The following is a 15,220-nucleotide window of genomic DNA, read 5'->3' as shown; positions in this document are numbered from 1 at the left end:
TAACTTCCATTTTTATTAATAAGTAATTTTATGCAATTGATTCCTGCTCCTGCTGGTGTGCTCGAGGTCGACGCACTATGGCAACAAGACAATCCTAACGACCTAAATACAGATACAGTAGCGCTGCTGTGTCATCCCAATCCGTTGTTTGATGGGACGATGAATAATAAAGTGGTCACGACCATGTATCGTTTTGCCCGTGATAATGGCATGCATGTGGTACGCTTTAACTTTCGCGGTGTTGGCCAGTCGACAGGCGAGCATGACTATGCCGAAGGTGAAGTGGTCGACGCAATGACCGTGCTACAATGGATCACCGAGCAAACCAATGCCCGCAAGCTCTGGCTTGGTGGTTTTTCTTTTGGTGGTTATGTCACGGCACGCGTGGCTGAGCAAGTGCTGGAGGCCTCACATATATGGGGAGTGAGTGATTTTGAGATATCAAAAATCGCCCTTATCGCCCCGTCAGTCGAAAAAAATGACAGCAGTGATATCAGCTTGCCCGTTGATAAGACCTTTGAGATTTATGGCAATGCGGATGAGGTGATCGAACCTGACAATATGCAAGCATTTGCTGATCGCTTAGGTATTGAGGTAAGCGTTGTGGATGGCGCGGGTCACTTTTTTCATGGCCGTCTATCAGAGCTGAAAGGTTTATTGGAAAAGCATAGCTTTGGACAAGACAGCTAATTTGTTTGTTACCTAGCTCAGCTTCATAGTTTTCGTTTTGATATGGTTTAGCATGGCTTGCTTGGTAGCACCAGCACCGTGCTAAATTGTTCCACTATTTTGACATTTATTTAATCCAACGATGAGTCGTATTATGAGTTTATCTCCATTGCAACGTTACGAGAAAGCCGTCAGTACCGATGAATTTACTCGAGATGAGCAGCAATTTCAGGCCATGAGTTGTCTTGATGAGATATATCATCAGCTCATTAATAGCGCACCGCAAAAGAAAGGCTTTTTTGGCTTTTTAAAGTCTAAACCGGTGGCACCAATGGGTTTATATATGTGGGGCGGCGTAGGGCGCGGCAAAACGTGGATGATGGACATGTTCTATGACTCATTGACCATTGAGCGTAAGATGCGTCTGCACTTTCATCACTTTATGCAGCGCGTTCATAAAGAGCTAAACAAGCTACAAGGCGAAAGTAATCCGCTTGAAAAAGTGGCTGATATCATCTATAAAGAAGCGGTTATTATCTGCTTTGATGAGTTTTTTGTCTCTAACGTCTCTGATGCCATGATACTGGGTGATCTGTTTACCATGTTGTTTGAGCGCGGTATTACTTTGGTCGCCACATCAAACATTGAGCCATCTGGGCTGTACAAAGACGGCCTGCATCGTGACCGTTTTATGCCAGCTATTGCGGAAGTTGAAAGTCACACTGCCGTGATGAATATTGACTCTGGTATTGATTATCGTCTGCGTGTCTTGCAGCAAGCAGAGTTATATGAATCGCCCCTGACTAAAGCCAACTACCATTGGTTGGCCAACCGTTTTGCTAGCCTATCAAATAACCAAAAAATCAGTAAAGAGCCCATTACTATCAACGGCCGTGAGGTCAAAATTAACGCTCGTACCGAAGATATCTTGTTTTGCGATTTCCGTCATCTATGTATGGCACCGCGCTCAGCTGCTGATTTTATCGAACTTGCCAAGCAGTTCAGTACGGTGTTAGTGGATTCAGTACCAGCGCTAGATGATGACCTACGTGATCCAACGCGCCGTTTTATTTATCTGGTTGATGAGTTTTACGATCGCCGTGTCAAACTGCTTGTGCGAGCAGAGCAGTCGATTTTGGACTTGTATCAAGGAGAAAAACTGGCCTTTGAGATTGAGCGTACTCGCTCACGTTTGCTTGAGATGCAATCAGAGGACTATCTGCGATCTGATCACCGCGTTGAAGATGCAGCGTAGCTGACAATGTTAAAAGTTATTAGCAAAAAATAGTAAGAGATAACGATAAATAAGGATAGAGAATGACAGTCATAGACGAAAACAACCAAGAAATAGATGACAAAAAACTCTCAGTTAAAAACGTAGCAGCAAATGACATATCCTCTACCAGTGATGAGCTGATTGGCTGGATTAACTCAAGACGCAGTATGGGTAATCTGGATATGCCTGCGCCCACACGTGCACAAATTGAATCTGCTATTGAATGTGCGACGACTGCGCCAGATCATAAAAAACTGACCCCATGGCGTTTTATTGTGACGCAAGGCGCGGCACGTCATGAGTTAGGTCAAGCATTGCTCAAAGCAGCTCAGGAGCAAGCAGTAAGGGATGGAGAGGAGTTGTCTGAGAAAACCATACAGAAAACTCAAAATATGCCGTTACGAGCGCCTCTAATCATAACAGTTGTGACTCAAATGCAGGAACACAAAAAAGTGCCGCCTTTTGAGCAAATGCTAAGTGCGGGCGCTGCAGTACAAAATCTAATCTTGGCTTTGAAGGCTCAAGGATTCAGTACCGTATGGCGTACTGGATTGCTCTGTAATGAGCCTGCAGTAAAAGATTATTTCAATGTGGGCCCAGATGATTATGTGACCGCTTTTGTTTATACTGGCACCAGTCCAAAAGATGAATCCAAACGCAAACCTATAGATATCGAGCCATTGGTACGCTTCGAGTCATGATTTGACCAAGCCCAGTCTTTTGGTCAAAAGCTTTTAAAATAATTTTGCCTATACGAGTAGGCTGGATACGATAGAATTAAGCATTTAGCACCAAATATTGGTTACGATGGGTTTTATTGATAATACGTCAGTCAACATGGATAAAAGAACATGACAAGTCCTAACAATAGTAAAAAAGACAATGACAGCGATAACAAGGAAGTGGTCAAAAACACATCTGAAAAACAAAACGGTATGCTGGCAGGTATCCTTGAGCGGGCAACAAAATCAGGTATCGGCCGCAAAAAACTGAACCCTAGTGCAGTAGAGTCAGCAGTGGCGAAAGGTATGGCAGAGATTCATAGTAACCCTACTAAGCTGCGTTTGGTATTTTTGGGCGGCGGCAGCTTCGGTACGGCAATGGCAAACTTGGCCGCTCGTAATGGCTGTGATACCACGCTGTGGGTACGAAACAAGCGTACCGTTAAGGCGATGGCAAAAACCCAAACCAATAAGAAGTATTTGCCTGGCTACAAGCTGGATGATCGCTTGAAATACAGCCACGATTTGGCCGCATCAGTCAAAGACAAAGACATCATCTTCATTGCTGTACCAGGTCTGGCATTCCGAGAGACCCTAAAAAATATTGCCCCTTTTATCAGTGGGCAGTCTATTGTCTCATTAACTAAAGGTATGGAAAAAGACACCTTTGCGATGATGAGTGATATTATCAAAGAAGTGTTGCCAGAAGTGAATTTCGGTGTCATGTCAGGGCCAAACTTGGCCATTGAAATCATGAAAAATATGCCATCTGCGACCGTGATTGCTAGTGAGTCTGAGCCTCTGCGTCACGCGGTGCAAGCAGCACTGCACAGTGCCTTCTTTAGAGTATTTGCGAGCGACGACGTCAAAGGTGTCGAGCTTGGTGGCGCTCTCAAAAATATCTATGCAATTGCTATGGGTATGGCAGCAGCTTATGAAGTAGGCGAAAATACCAAAGCGATGATACTGACACGTGCGTTGGCAGAAATGAGTCGTTTCGGCGTTGAAGAGGGAGCCAACCCGCTCACGTTCTTAGGCCTGTCTGGCGTAGGAGATTTATACGCTACTTGTAGCTCAGAGTTGAGTCGTAACTATCGTATCGGCAACATGCTCGGTCGCGGTATGAGTATTGATGCAGCGGTCAAAAAGCTTGGCCAAACTGCTGAAGGGGTCAATACTATTCAGCAAGTACATGAAAAAGCGACCAAGGCTGGTATCTATATGCCGATCACCCATGCGCTTTATGCCGTGATTTATGAAGACAAGGCCGCACTGGGCGTTGCATTACATCTGATGGAAGCCGGTTTCCGTAGTGATGTTGAGTTTGTGATGGCGCACGATCATAGCAATGCGGCGCTGACGGCTCACATGAAAACCTCTAATAGTGGTGCCAAGAATAAGAACAGTGATGCTGATAAGTAAAACATATTAGTAAGAGATAGTATTCAGAGACCGTCTAACTCAGCGTGCCAAGGAAGGTTATGAAAATTATATTAGTACGTCATGGTCAAGCAGAAGATGAGACGCGACCAGATAGTGCGCGTCAGTTGACAAGTTTTGGTCAGCAGCAAGCCGCGCAAACGGCAGCGTATCTCACCACTCATTATAGTCCGGATTATTTTGTGGTCAGCCCTTATACTCGGGCACAGCAAACCCTAGCTGTGCTGCAATCGCTTGTACCAACCGTGCCTTCATCAATACAAGACAATATCACACCCTCTGATGATGCCCGTCAAGCGCTGATAGATATTGGCAATATTGAAGCTGAGTGTCTGGTCGTGGTCTGTCATATGTCTATCGTGGCTTATATCGCCGGACTGCTCACAGGTGATTATCCCGAGTCGTTCTCGCTGGCAGAAGCGAGAGTGTTTGAGATGGATTTTGTGATGACTGGCATGGCAACTGAAGTTGATCGTTTTGTGCCTGATCAGCCTTACTAGACTGGTTGATAGGTTTACTGATTAGATTTGAGCGATTCGGAAGTGACTGATCTGAAAAGCAGTTATAAAAACTGAGCGCTTTGCTGAGTATGCAAAATTTTCTAATTATTTCTTGACGACAGTATTGCTTCATAACATATTTTATAACCGCCGCAATAATTGAGGACACGCTTAGTGTTACATGTTTGGTTAAGAGCGCAGCATAGTCCACTAGCTGTCTGGCACGAAGATATACAGCAATGGCAAACGGTTGATGGGTGGCAACAGCTGCAAACCATTTATGGTAACTATAAATCCAATGGCCAAAAAACGCTTTGTTTGTATTTTCCTTCAAGCCACGGACTGCAAGTGGATACTGAGCTCAATATTGCCCAACTCAAACAATTGGGTAATACTGGTAAGCAGTATTTGTTTGAAGAGACGTCATTGACGCCTGTTGAGCAGCTGTCTATTCGTCAATTGAATCATGCGGATGATACGCAACTATATGCACTGGCGCAAAGTGACATTGAGGCATGGCAGCAAAGTGCCGAGCTGGTTGGCTTACATATCGCTGCGCTGCTTCCAGACTTTTTATTGCTGCCGCCGCCAGAAGAGGGTGCAGGTCAGCAAGTAACCCTTTATCAAGATGAGTACACCATACTATTGCGCCAATCATGGCGTCAGGGTATGGCCGTTAGTTATTTGCCATTGATATTCGAGCGGTTTTCTTACTTGAGTGAAGTGCTGATATTGCCAGCTATTGAGGCTGCAGAGGATCCTTTAAACCCATCAATGCCAATAAGTTTTGTGGCGCAAACAGCCGCACTTGTTGCAGATCATCAGCTTTTACTCACGACATTGGCCACGACGCCCAAGCCAGTCGACAATCCCGAACGTCATGCGCTCAATTTCTTTGTTAAATCAACTGACTCACAACTGTCACCGTATCTGCGGGTTGCGATGATGGTGGCGCTATCTGCCTTAGTGCTACAAATGGCAACCGATGGCGTACAGTGGTATCAATACAACGCAGCGAGTGCTGCGACTAAGACTGAAATTGCAGCGCAGTATCAATCTTGGTTTGCAGACGAGCCACTGAGCACACGCACCAAGCTGCAAGTACAGCTGCAACCAAAATTGCGCAGTGATAGCCAAGCAGCGGCTGCACATATGGCAGTACTATCACGGATATCACCACTGATTAAACAGTCTTCGTTGCGTGCGCAAGCATTAGTCATGCAGCCCTCAGCGCTCAGCTTTACGTTAACTGCGCCAGATCGTGACAGTCTTGATAAGTTTGCAAGTGCGCTTGTCGAGCAAGGATTAAGTACCAAATTAGAGCAAGTTAATAGCACTGAGCAAGGTCAATTTAGCGGTCAAGTTACTGTCAATGTTGTAGAAAACAATGTTGTGACAAGCAATGCTGTGACAAACAATGCGTCATAATTCATCAAGGTATTGGTAATAAAGGTCAAAACATGAAACGATTACAGCGCCGACCCAAACGCAGTGCAGCTGTCTCTACAACCAGTATTAAAGCGCATGCATTTTCAGAGCGTGTGAGCAGTTATCAAAATGGATTGGCGACGCGTTGGCATCGGCTGCCTGCACGTGATCAGTTGGCGTTGGCTGTATTGTCAGTATTTTTACTATTGTTTATCGGTGGCTACGGTGGTTATAGTGTTCATCAAGCAGCCACTGACAGTAAACGCGACTATCAGGAACAAGTAGCAGATTATTTCTGGTTACGTGCTCAAGCAGGTAATATCGATAATAAGATATCGAGTGCGGCTACTACGGTTGATGGAGAGGCTGATATGCCACCTGCCAGTCGTATTAACGCGTTGTTGAGTGGTTCTGGCATTGCAAATGCTCAAGTGGTTGCAGCTGGTGATTCAGTACAATTGAGCTTTACGCATCCGAGCCAAGCAGTGGTCAGTACGGCACTTGGCAAACTTGAGCAACAAGGTTGGCAGTTCACGCAATTGTCTATGCAGCAGGATGCAACCAACAAATCTATTCAGGTACAGGCGACAGTCGCTTTATAGAATGCGTCAGACAGATGCTTAACTCTCAGTCATTTTTATGCCATCGCATTTTGTGTTTGATTTCAAACTAGGGCGTGTCATCAATTAGATTGTGAGTCTTAAAATGAGAAAAATTGTAGATAAACAAGGAAGAAATTGCCGTTAATATGAACATATTGACAAAATTACTGACGATGTTTAGCAAAATTTAGCCATTTTAAGGCCACTAAATGCATTAATGTGCTAATTGATGACACGCCCTAGGGCTTTATCCTTGGTATCATTGAAAAGCAACTCATCTAGCACCATTAAATGTGTATTAGCCAAATACATAAAACCATAAACAATCGCTCGATAGCCAATCCGACCAGCAGTCACATCACTAAACTGCCTCTACCTATAGTGATTAATGAGCACAAATACTTACCTGTAAGGAAAAACCCATACAATGAGTGACAGACTGAGAAACGATACGCAGCGTTCTTTGACTACTTATAATCACATCACTTATTTCTTATATGTGATCAGTTACTTTACGGCAGGTCTACTGTGGATTGTGCCGATTGTCATGAACTATGCCAAACGTCACGATGCTGATGGAACCTGGCTGGCCACGCACTTTGATTGGCAGATTAAGACTTTTTGGTACAGTATTGTTTGGTTCATCGTTGGTATTATTATCATTACCTTTGCATTTGGTGGCTTTGGCGTTGGCATGCTGGCTGATAGTGGTAATATTGCTATCGGTTCGGTATTGTTGGCAGGGGTGGGTTTACTTATTATGACCTTTACCTTTATCTGGCACTTATACCGCATCATACGTGGTTGGATTGCGCTGACCGATGGTCGTCCTGTGCCCTGATAGCGGTTAATCTGTATTTACTACAGTGCGAATATAGAAATTTACCGCATGAAACTTTGCTCTTATTTCTGTTAAGCTGATATAATCGCTGCGCCTGATTTCATTCGCATTATTCATTCACTTTTTTCGAGCAGGGTCTGTCATTACTATGTCTTATGCCTTACTTCGTCCTTTTTTGTTTAATCTGGATCCCGAGCACGCCCATGAGATGACGCTGTCTTTATTGGATAAAGCGCACAAAGCGCGTGTGCTAGGCTTGGCATATGGTCAGTCGATGCAACCCACGGATTGCATGGGATTGCAGTTTGCTAATCCCGTTGGTTTGGCGGCAGGGTTGGACAAAAACGGTGACTATATCGATGCACTCGCAGAGCTAGGCTTTGGTTTTATCGAAGTAGGGACAGTGACACCAAGACCGCAAGTAGGCAACGATAAGCCAAGATTGTTCAGAATCAAACAAGCAGATGCGATTATCAATCGTATGGGATTTAATAATGAAGGCATCGATTATCTGATCGACAATGTCAAACGCTGCAAGTATAAAGGCAATATCGGTATCAATATTGGCAAAAACGCCGATACGCCAGTCGAGCAAGCTGCCGATGATTACGTCTATTGTTTAGAGCGCGCCTATCCGCATGCCTCATATATTACGGTCAATATCTCATCGCCGAATACTAAGAATTTACGTGATTTGCAAAGCGGCGAGGCCCTAACTCGTTTGATGGACACCATCAAAAACCGTCACAGTCAACTGGCCACTGAATATGGTTTTTATGTGCCACTGGTGCTTAAAGTTGCTCCTGATTTAGAGCCTCTGCAAGTGGATTATATCTCACAGCAGCTGATAGATTTTGAGATTGATGGTTTGATTGCGACCAATACAACCTTGAGCCGTGTGGGCGTTGAAGATTTACGTGATGGCGATCAGATGGGCGGTCTATCAGGTCGACCAGTGAGCCATATTAGTACCCAAATTTTACAACAGTTCTCTGATCAGCTAGATGGTAAAGTTGCTTTGATAGGTGTGGGCGGTATCGATAGCGGTGCCAAAGCGGTCAAAAAAATCGAAGCAGGCGCGGACATGGTACAGCTTTATACAGGGCTCATATACAGAGGCCCTGGGCTGGTACAGTCTTGTATCCAAGCAATCGGTGGCTATTATGACGCCATGGAGAGCTAACCATATGAATAAAATGATGGGTCATAGCATATGAGTGGTTTAGATATTGTGATTGCTATTGTGGTCTTGATTGGCTTGTGGCGCGGCTTTCAGGTCGGACTGATTAAAACAGCGATAGGCTTGGTAGGGTGGTTTATAGCCCTCATTGCGGCTACTAGGCTCGCAGGCGTGGTGTCACCGCAACTGACTGGTATCGTACAAAACCCTGTATTACAAATGGCCATGGCGTTCTTATTAGTGGTGATTGCCATATTGGCTATCATGCACCTAGTGGCTTTTGTGTTTTCAGGTGTACTCAAGACGCTACGTTTGGGCGTCTTAGATAAAATGGCTGGCGGCGTACTGGGTGCTGCCAAAAACGTACTTATGGTCTTGGTTGTGCTGAGTGTTAGTGCGCCATTATTGGTACAGATGCCACAGTGGCAGACCTCAGTACTAGCACCTGAGCTGCTTCCTTATGCACCGATGGGCAAGGCCTTGGTATCAGATGTATTGGGTATGGCTTGGAATCAAGTCAATCAATCGTAGTTCTCCCTATTTTTAATTCTTTTAATACTTCTAAATATTTGCGTGTGTCATTAATTATCCAAAACAGATTACCAAAAATTCTCGTTAAATTTTTTACAAAATCATCAGGTTAGCGGCGGGCGATGACGAGTGGTTTTAGTAATATACTGCCGTTAAGTTTGCCGTTATTGTCGTACTAATGTATGAGTCAAAATAGGATATAGCTATTATGTGTGGAGTCATTGGAGTTGCAGCTCACGAGCCAGTCAATCAGATACTTTATGACGGTTTGACGATGCTACAGCATCGCGGGCAAGATGCAGCGGGTATTGTCACTTTGCAAGATGGACGACTCTATCTACGTAAAGAAAATGGCATGGTGCGTGACGTGTTTATGAATCGTCATATGATGAAACTGGTTGGTAAATTCGGTATCGGTCACGTTCGTTATCCAACAGCGGGTACTTCAAGCAGCGCTGAAGCTCAACCATTTTATGTCAACTCGCCTTATGGCATTACCCTTGCACATAATGGTAACTTGACCAATGCTGAGAGCTTGGCCAAGTCTTTGTATATCGAAGATCGTCGCCATCTAAATACAGATTCAGATTCTGAAGTACTATTGAACGTACTGGCACATGAGATGCAGAATCTGGGCAAGACGCATCCAACGGCTGATGATATCTTTGAAGCGGTCAAAGCCGTGTATAAACGTTGTGAAGGCGCTTATGGCGTAGTTGCTTTGATTACTGGCCATGGCCTGCTAGCATTCCGTGATCCAAACGGTATCCGTCCCCTTATCTTTGGTAAGCGTATGGCACCGAATGGCGGCACTGAATATATGGTGGCATCAGAGTCAGTGGCATTGACAGGGTCAGGCTTCACTATCGTTCGTGATGTCAGACCAGGTGAAGCAATCTTTATTGATTTGAACCATAAGCTGCACACGCATCAGTGTGTCGAGCAAAAAGAATATACGCCTTGTATCTTTGAGTATGTGTATTTTGCTCGTCCAGACTCTATTATGGACAATATCTCAGTCTATAAATCACGCCTCCGCATGGGTGAAAAACTGGCAGATAAAATCCTTGCTGAATGGGGTGAGGATCATGATATCGATGTGGTTATTCCGATTCCAGATACCTCACGTACCTCAGCGATGGAGCTGGCGCTCAAAATGAATGTCAAGTACCGTGAAGGATTTATGAAAAACCGCTACATCGGTCGTACGTTTATTATGCCAGGTCAGCAGCAGCGCAAAAAGTCGGTTCGCCAAAAGCTCAGCGCCGTTCCACTAGAGTTCAAAGGCAAAAATGTACTGTTGGTTGATGACTCAATCGTCCGTGGTACGACGTGTCATGAAATCATTCAGATGGCGCGTGATGCTGGCGCAAACAAAGTATTCTTTGCAAGTGCATCGCCACCTGTCAAGTTCCCGAATGTATATGGCATTGATATGCCTGTACGTACTGAGCTGATTGCGTCAGGCAACAGTGTCGAAGAAGTGCGTGAGATTATCGGTGCTGATCGTTTGATCTTCCAAGACTTGGATGATTTGATCGATGCGGTAAAAGACACCAAGCACAGCAAAGTTGAAGGCTTTGATTGTGCGGTATTCAATGGTTGTTATATCACCGGACAGATCAATGAAGCGTATCTTGATCACTTGCAAGAGCAGCGTAACGACACTGCCAAAACAGGTAAAAAAGGCGTACAAATAGTGGCCGATACCCCAGTTGACATGATGGGTGTTGAGGAGCTTTAAGCTGAACTTAAGCCATTATTTTTAGCTAGGCCTTAAGTATAAAAAAAGCTGGATTCTTTATAGAATCCAGCTTTTTTGTGCTTAAACTACCGCTAAAAAATAGTATCAGCTCAAAATATTCTTAACCCAACAGCTGGCTAAATAACCAAAACAGCCCATTGATGGCGGCAATGCCCACAATCATACTGACCAAGAGCTGACGGCTGACATGGTATACCAATAGTACCAAGCAAAGCGCCCCAACTTGTGCCATTAATAAATGTAGCTCTGTATTATTTAGGGCAATATCTGTCGATACACCTGAATAGGTTAGGCTCGTAAAAATGAGCAATACCATGACCGATAACGGCAAGCTCTCATTCAATCGGTGCAGCCACGGCGTATCTAGCACCTTTCTAGGTATCAAGGAAGGCAAGGCACGTGTGATAAAAGTCACTGCGGCCATCGAAAAAGTGGCGAAAATAAGATAACTGCTACTCATGATTTGCTCCTGCCTTATACCGTTCTACCCACAACCCACGTGCCAATATCATCAGCATGCAGATGGTAATGGCGACCAATAGCAACCAATCGCTGGTAAATAAAGAGGCGACGACTAAGCCAATGATAGCGATGCCAATTGGGAAATAGCGTTTGATACTTTGAAACTGCTCATAAGCCAATATCGCAAACAAACAGACCAATGCAAAATCTAAATTTGGTACTAAGTCACTGAGCGTACTACCGATGATTACGCCCACCGTACTCGCAATGACCCACCAGCTTTGGTTAAACAAGCTGATAGGGAGTATCAGTGCTCGTCGTGACTCATTAGGCAAGCTGGTCATTACCGAGAATGTCTCATCAGTCAGGGCAAACAGACAATACGTTTTGGCCAGTTTATTTTTTGGTAAGTATTGCAACAGCGGCATACCATAAAATACGTGACGCAAATTAATCGCTGCAATATTGGTTGCGATATTGCCGATTGGTAAGCCCGCACTCAGCATCGGCAGACAAGCATATTGCGCCGCGCCAGCATATAACACGATACTAAGCATAATCGTGGCCCATATAGGGATGCCGGCGACTTGAGCCAGTACACCAAAGGCAATACCAGCAGGTAAATAGCCCATCGCTACGGGTAGGCTTTTTTTAAAGCCCTCAGCCCAGCGATAGCTAAATGCTGGCTGAGTGCCTATTTCATTTGAATGAGTTGTCACAGGACATCCTATATTTTTGCGATATTTTATAAAGATATGGGTTTAATGAGGACACGCTCTAATAATCATAAAAAATGATGCTTTTGGTTATAGTCTTTGATAGCTACCTGATCGATGACCGCGATATAAAAACCCGCCCAAAATGATGAGCCTTAATAGCAATAGACACCAGACACTGAGCCAAATACCCGTCATATCCCATTGCTGATACAGCAGCCAGCTCAGCGGGAAGAAGATAGTAGCCAGTATCAGCGCCGCATTTCTAATCACGCTGCCAGCCGTCAGACCAAAAAACACACCATCGAGCCAATACGCGCCAACGCCGACAATAGGTAACAGCACTGCATAAAGATGATACTCATAGGCGAGAGTAAAGACCGGCTCGATATTGGTCATAAATGCTAGATAAGTTGGCATTGCAAGCCACCAGATAATGCTCAACATGATGGCAAGGCCGTAACTGACGACGCCAGTACGCCTTACAATAGTACGAAAGCGCGGCCAATCACGTCGTCCTGCTGCCTGACCACTTAAGGTTTCAGCAGACACAGCAACACCATCAAGGGCAAAGGCAGAGATGCTTAATACTTGCAGTAAAATTGCGTTGGCGGCCAATATGACATCGCCACTTTGTGCCGCGAGTCGAGTGATCCAAGCAAAGCTCACAGTCAATATAAGCGTACGAACAAAGATGTCTTTGTTTAAAGAGAATAGCCTAAGCATTTTATCTTTCGTGAAATACTGTCGATCGGCTTTAAACAATGCTGTCCAAGATAGGCCTAAATGCTGACGGCTTAACCAGAGTGCCAGTAGTACACCTGCCCAAAAGGCTAGGGTTGTACCCAGTGCCACACCCACCAAATCCATTTGCATACCAAAGACAAAAAACAGGGTCAACACGATATTGAGTACAGCGATAAAGCCCTGTTGATAGAGCATGTAACGCGTCTTGCCTTGTCCGGCAAACCAGCCAATAAACGCAAAGTTCATTAGCTCAGCGATCACGCCCCAAAAGCGTACATCCAAATAAGTCTTTGCAGCGGTGCCACTGTCGGGATTGGCTGACAATGCTTGCAGGCCAATGTCAATCAACCACGGCTTTGCTAGTAGTAGCACTGTCCCAATGATAAATGCCAATAATAAGGCGCGTTGTAAAATAGACAATAAAGGCGTGGGCGCTGATACTACTGATGTACCGTCAGTATTACCAGCTAGCTGTCCTAATGCCTGTGCAGCAAGTCCAGATGAGGCATACTGCAAGAAGTTAAAGCTAACCAGTAATAATGACAGCAATTGTATGGCCAAACCCATGCCAGCCAGTTTGGCCGTCTCATTCATATTGCCCACAATCGCTGTATCAATGACGCTTTGTAATGGCATGGCCAAATTAGCCAATAATACAGGCAGCGCAATCGCAACAATACGCTTATAGCTTGTGTTAATAGGTGGCATGGCGTTAGACGTTGACGTGTTAGCTGACATTGGGGGCTCGTTGATACGTAGGCGATAAAGGGGGCAGTCTGTTTTTTGAGTGTAGGTAAAGCCGAGCTGCAACCCATCGAATATATGAGACAAAATAGCTATAAAGACAAAAGCACCTAGACTCACTATGCATGAGTCAGGTGCCTTTATTCAAACATCATTACTATAGTCAATCCTCTATAAAAGAGTTACCGCGTTAACCTTATTTGAAGTATCACATATACATCTGCGTTCGGTTGCCTCGTACCTCTTTTAAACTGAATCAACTAAACTTGCTAAATAAATATTCTAAGCATCGTAATGCGCTATATCAGTGCATCATCTAACCTATTAGACGTTATCTTGCTCAAACATTTTTGGGTCATTAAAGGTAACGATTTCTTCTTCGAACTCTGGTTTTACTTTGACAATAAAGTCATCGCGCGATAGACCCATACGTAATGGAATCGAGCTTGCGATATAAGTCGATGAGTAAGTACCCGCAATTAAGCCAATAAATAGTGCCACTGAGAACCAGTATAATCCATCACCGCCTAAGAATAGCATAGCCAACACAACCAATAACACGGTTGAGATGGTCATAATGGTACGGCGTAGGGTTTCGGTCAGCGACAAATCAATCGTCTGTTCTGGTGTAATACCACGAACACGGCGAAAGTTTTCGCGGATACGGTCATAAACAACAATGGTATCATTGATAGAATAACCAACCAGTGCCAAAATAGCGGCCAAGACGGTTAAGTCGAAAGGGAAGCCAAATAAGGCAAAGATACCAATGGTCACGATAGCATCATGAAAGAGCGACAATACGGCGCCAAGGGACAATTTGAACTGGAAACGCAGGGCAACATAGCCAAGCATACAGACCAATGCCAATACCAGCGACATGACAGAGTTTAGGTAAACTTCGTTACCAACCTGACTACCAATGATATTGACGTTACTGATCGCAGCAGTGTTACTTGGTAAGGCAAGTGCCTGAGTCAGGCTAGTGCTGAGGCCATCGACATTGTCTGACTGCGGTGGCAGACGTACCAACAGCTCTTCTCGTGTTCCTAAATACTGTACTACTGCATCATCGAATCCATTGTCAGCAAGTGCTTGTACCACAGCCACTTGTTCGACAGGCTGCTCATAGCGCACATCTGCAGACACACCACCCGTAAAATCAAGACCTAAGTTCAAGCCGTTGACAGCGATAGCAATGATACTAGCAATGACCATAAATAAAGATAGTAATGCCATCGGCTTTTCTATCTTCATAAACGGAATGATACGCTTATCGCCAAGGGCTTTGATACCGCCCTCAGCAATGGCTGCAGCATCATCGGTAGCATCACTTGACACTATCTCAGGATTTACCGCAGTCGATAATGCTTGGCTGTCTTTATTAGCTTGGTCCTTACCACCGCGACGACTGCTGCTTTTAGCAGAGTTTGCGGTCGTTGGGTTATTGGTCTTGGTATTGCTACCTTTACCATCACGGCGTGGTTTATTGCGGCGACGCGTGCTTGTACTTGCCGTGTCACTGTTTGAGCCACCTGAACCATTTCGATCTGGGGTGTTTTGCTGTTCTAAAGGCTTGTTTTTATCGATTGCCATA

15 protein-coding genes are annotated in these 15,220 nt (G+C 44.7%); 11 read left to right on the top strand and 4 right to left on the bottom strand.

Going from position 1 to position 15,220, the window contains the following annotated elements:
• The first annotated feature begins 30 nt into the window (after positions 1–30).
• From IP485_RS01635 to purF, 11 genes are all read left to right on the top strand, one after another.
• Positions 31–690, top strand: a complete 660-nt coding sequence (locus IP485_RS01635) for an alpha/beta hydrolase (protein WP_198325713.1) — start codon at positions 31–33, stop codon at positions 688–690.
• 133 nt (positions 691–823) lie between these two features.
• Positions 824–1,924, top strand: coding sequence for a cell division protein ZapE (gene zapE / locus IP485_RS01630; protein ID WP_194363077.1), 1,101 nt, complete (start codon positions 824–826; stop codon positions 1,922–1,924).
• Between the two features lie 62 nt (positions 1,925–1,986).
• Positions 1,987–2,646: a nitroreductase gene (locus tag IP485_RS01625; RefSeq protein WP_198325712.1), complete on the top strand. Its 660-nt coding sequence runs from the start codon at positions 1,987–1,989 to the stop codon at positions 2,644–2,646.
• A gap of 150 nt (positions 2,647–2,796) precedes the next feature.
• On the top strand, positions 2,797–4,089 hold the full coding sequence (locus IP485_RS01620; protein WP_198325711.1) for an NAD(P)H-dependent glycerol-3-phosphate dehydrogenase: 1,293 nt from the start codon (positions 2,797–2,799) through the stop codon (positions 4,087–4,089).
• 59 nt (positions 4,090–4,148) lie between these two features.
• On the top strand, positions 4,149–4,607 hold the full coding sequence (locus IP485_RS01615) for a SixA phosphatase family protein (protein WP_198325710.1): 459 nt from the start codon (positions 4,149–4,151) through the stop codon (positions 4,605–4,607).
• A gap of 174 nt (positions 4,608–4,781) precedes the next feature.
• A complete protein-coding gene (gene gspL, locus IP485_RS01610; protein WP_198325709.1) occupies positions 4,782–6,035 on the top strand; it encodes a type II secretion system protein GspL in 1,254 nt (417 codons plus the stop codon).
• Between the two features lie 32 nt (positions 6,036–6,067).
• On the top strand, positions 6,068–6,637 hold the full coding sequence (gene gspM / locus IP485_RS01605; protein ID WP_198325708.1) for a type II secretion system protein GspM: 570 nt from the start codon (positions 6,068–6,070) through the stop codon (positions 6,635–6,637).
• A 427-nt stretch (positions 6,638–7,064) separates the two neighbouring features.
• Positions 7,065–7,478, top strand: a complete 414-nt coding sequence (locus tag IP485_RS01600; protein ID WP_198325707.1) for a DUF4870 family protein — start codon at positions 7,065–7,067, stop codon at positions 7,476–7,478.
• A 148-nt stretch (positions 7,479–7,626) separates the two neighbouring features.
• A complete protein-coding gene (locus IP485_RS01595) occupies positions 7,627–8,661 on the top strand; it encodes a quinone-dependent dihydroorotate dehydrogenase (protein ID WP_198325706.1) in 1,035 nt (344 codons plus the stop codon).
• A 30-nt stretch (positions 8,662–8,691) separates the two neighbouring features.
• Positions 8,692–9,189 (top strand): CvpA family protein, encoded by a 498-nt coding sequence (locus tag IP485_RS01590; RefSeq protein WP_194363085.1) that lies wholly within the window; start codon positions 8,692–8,694, stop codon positions 9,187–9,189.
• A gap of 208 nt (positions 9,190–9,397) precedes the next feature.
• Positions 9,398–10,933: an amidophosphoribosyltransferase gene (purF, locus tag IP485_RS01585; protein ID WP_194363086.1), complete on the top strand. Its 1,536-nt coding sequence runs from the start codon at positions 9,398–9,400 to the stop codon at positions 10,931–10,933.
• 121 nt (positions 10,934–11,054) lie between these two features.
• Here purF and IP485_RS01580 read toward each other — a convergent pair whose 3' ends face one another.
• The 4 genes from IP485_RS01580 to secF form a co-directional block, all read right to left on the bottom strand.
• Positions 11,055–11,414 (bottom strand): AzlD domain-containing protein, encoded by a 360-nt coding sequence (locus IP485_RS01580; protein WP_198325705.1) that lies wholly within the window; start codon positions 11,412–11,414, stop codon positions 11,055–11,057.
• Positions 11,407–12,135 carry an AzlC family ABC transporter permease gene (locus IP485_RS01575; protein WP_198325704.1) on the bottom strand — a complete coding sequence of 243 codons (729 nt, stop codon included), beginning with the start codon at positions 12,133–12,135 and terminating at the stop codon, positions 11,407–11,409. The genes IP485_RS01580 and IP485_RS01575 overlap by 8 nt, the downstream gene beginning before the upstream one ends.
• A gap of 87 nt (positions 12,136–12,222) precedes the next feature.
• Complete coding sequence (locus tag IP485_RS01570) at positions 12,223–13,617, bottom strand: MATE family efflux transporter (protein WP_198325703.1); 1,395 nt, start codon at positions 13,615–13,617, stop codon at positions 12,223–12,225.
• Positions 13,618–13,947: 330 nt separating this feature from the next.
• A complete protein-coding gene (gene secF / locus IP485_RS01565; protein WP_198325702.1) occupies positions 13,948–15,219 on the bottom strand; it encodes a protein translocase subunit SecF in 1,272 nt (423 codons plus the stop codon).
• Position 15,220 lies beyond the last annotated feature (1 nt).

It is taken from the genome of Psychrobacter sp. NG27 (genome assembly GCF_016106655.1).
Taxonomy (GTDB): Bacteria; Pseudomonadota; Gammaproteobacteria; order Pseudomonadales; family Moraxellaceae; genus Psychrobacter.
This window is presented reverse-complemented; position numbering and strand designations above follow the sequence as displayed.

Bases quoted from the DNA above. Each gene is read 5' to 3' on its own strand.
- IP485_RS01625 (WP_198325712.1), top strand. From the start codon at position 1,987: ATGACAGTCATAGACGAAAACAACCAAGAAATAGATGACAAAAAACTC.
- secF (WP_198325702.1), bottom strand. From the start codon at position 15,219: ATGGCAATCGATAAAAACAAGCCTTTAGAACAGCAAAACACCCCAGAT.
- IP485_RS01580 (WP_198325705.1), bottom strand. From the start codon at position 11,414: ATGAGTAGCAGTTATCTTATTTTCGCCACTTTTTCGATGGCCGCAGTG.
- IP485_RS01570 (WP_198325703.1), bottom strand. From the start codon at position 13,617: ATGTCAGCTAACACGTCAACGTCTAACGCCATGCCACCTATTAACACA.
- IP485_RS01595 (WP_198325706.1), top strand. From the start codon at position 7,627: ATGTCTTATGCCTTACTTCGTCCTTTTTTGTTTAATCTGGATCCCGAG.
- IP485_RS01620 (WP_198325711.1), top strand. From the start codon at position 2,797: ATGACAAGTCCTAACAATAGTAAAAAAGACAATGACAGCGATAACAAG.
- gspM (WP_198325708.1), top strand. From the start codon at position 6,068: ATGAAACGATTACAGCGCCGACCCAAACGCAGTGCAGCTGTCTCTACA.
- IP485_RS01600 (WP_198325707.1), top strand. From the start codon at position 7,065: ATGAGTGACAGACTGAGAAACGATACGCAGCGTTCTTTGACTACTTAT.
- purF (WP_194363086.1), top strand. From the start codon at position 9,398: ATGTGTGGAGTCATTGGAGTTGCAGCTCACGAGCCAGTCAATCAGATA.
- IP485_RS01615 (WP_198325710.1), top strand. From the start codon at position 4,149: ATGAAAATTATATTAGTACGTCATGGTCAAGCAGAAGATGAGACGCGA.
- IP485_RS01590 (WP_194363085.1), top strand. From the start codon at position 8,692: ATGAGTGGTTTAGATATTGTGATTGCTATTGTGGTCTTGATTGGCTTG.
- IP485_RS01635 (WP_198325713.1), top strand. From the start codon at position 31: ATGCAATTGATTCCTGCTCCTGCTGGTGTGCTCGAGGTCGACGCACTA.
- zapE (WP_194363077.1), top strand. From the start codon at position 824: ATGAGTTTATCTCCATTGCAACGTTACGAGAAAGCCGTCAGTACCGAT.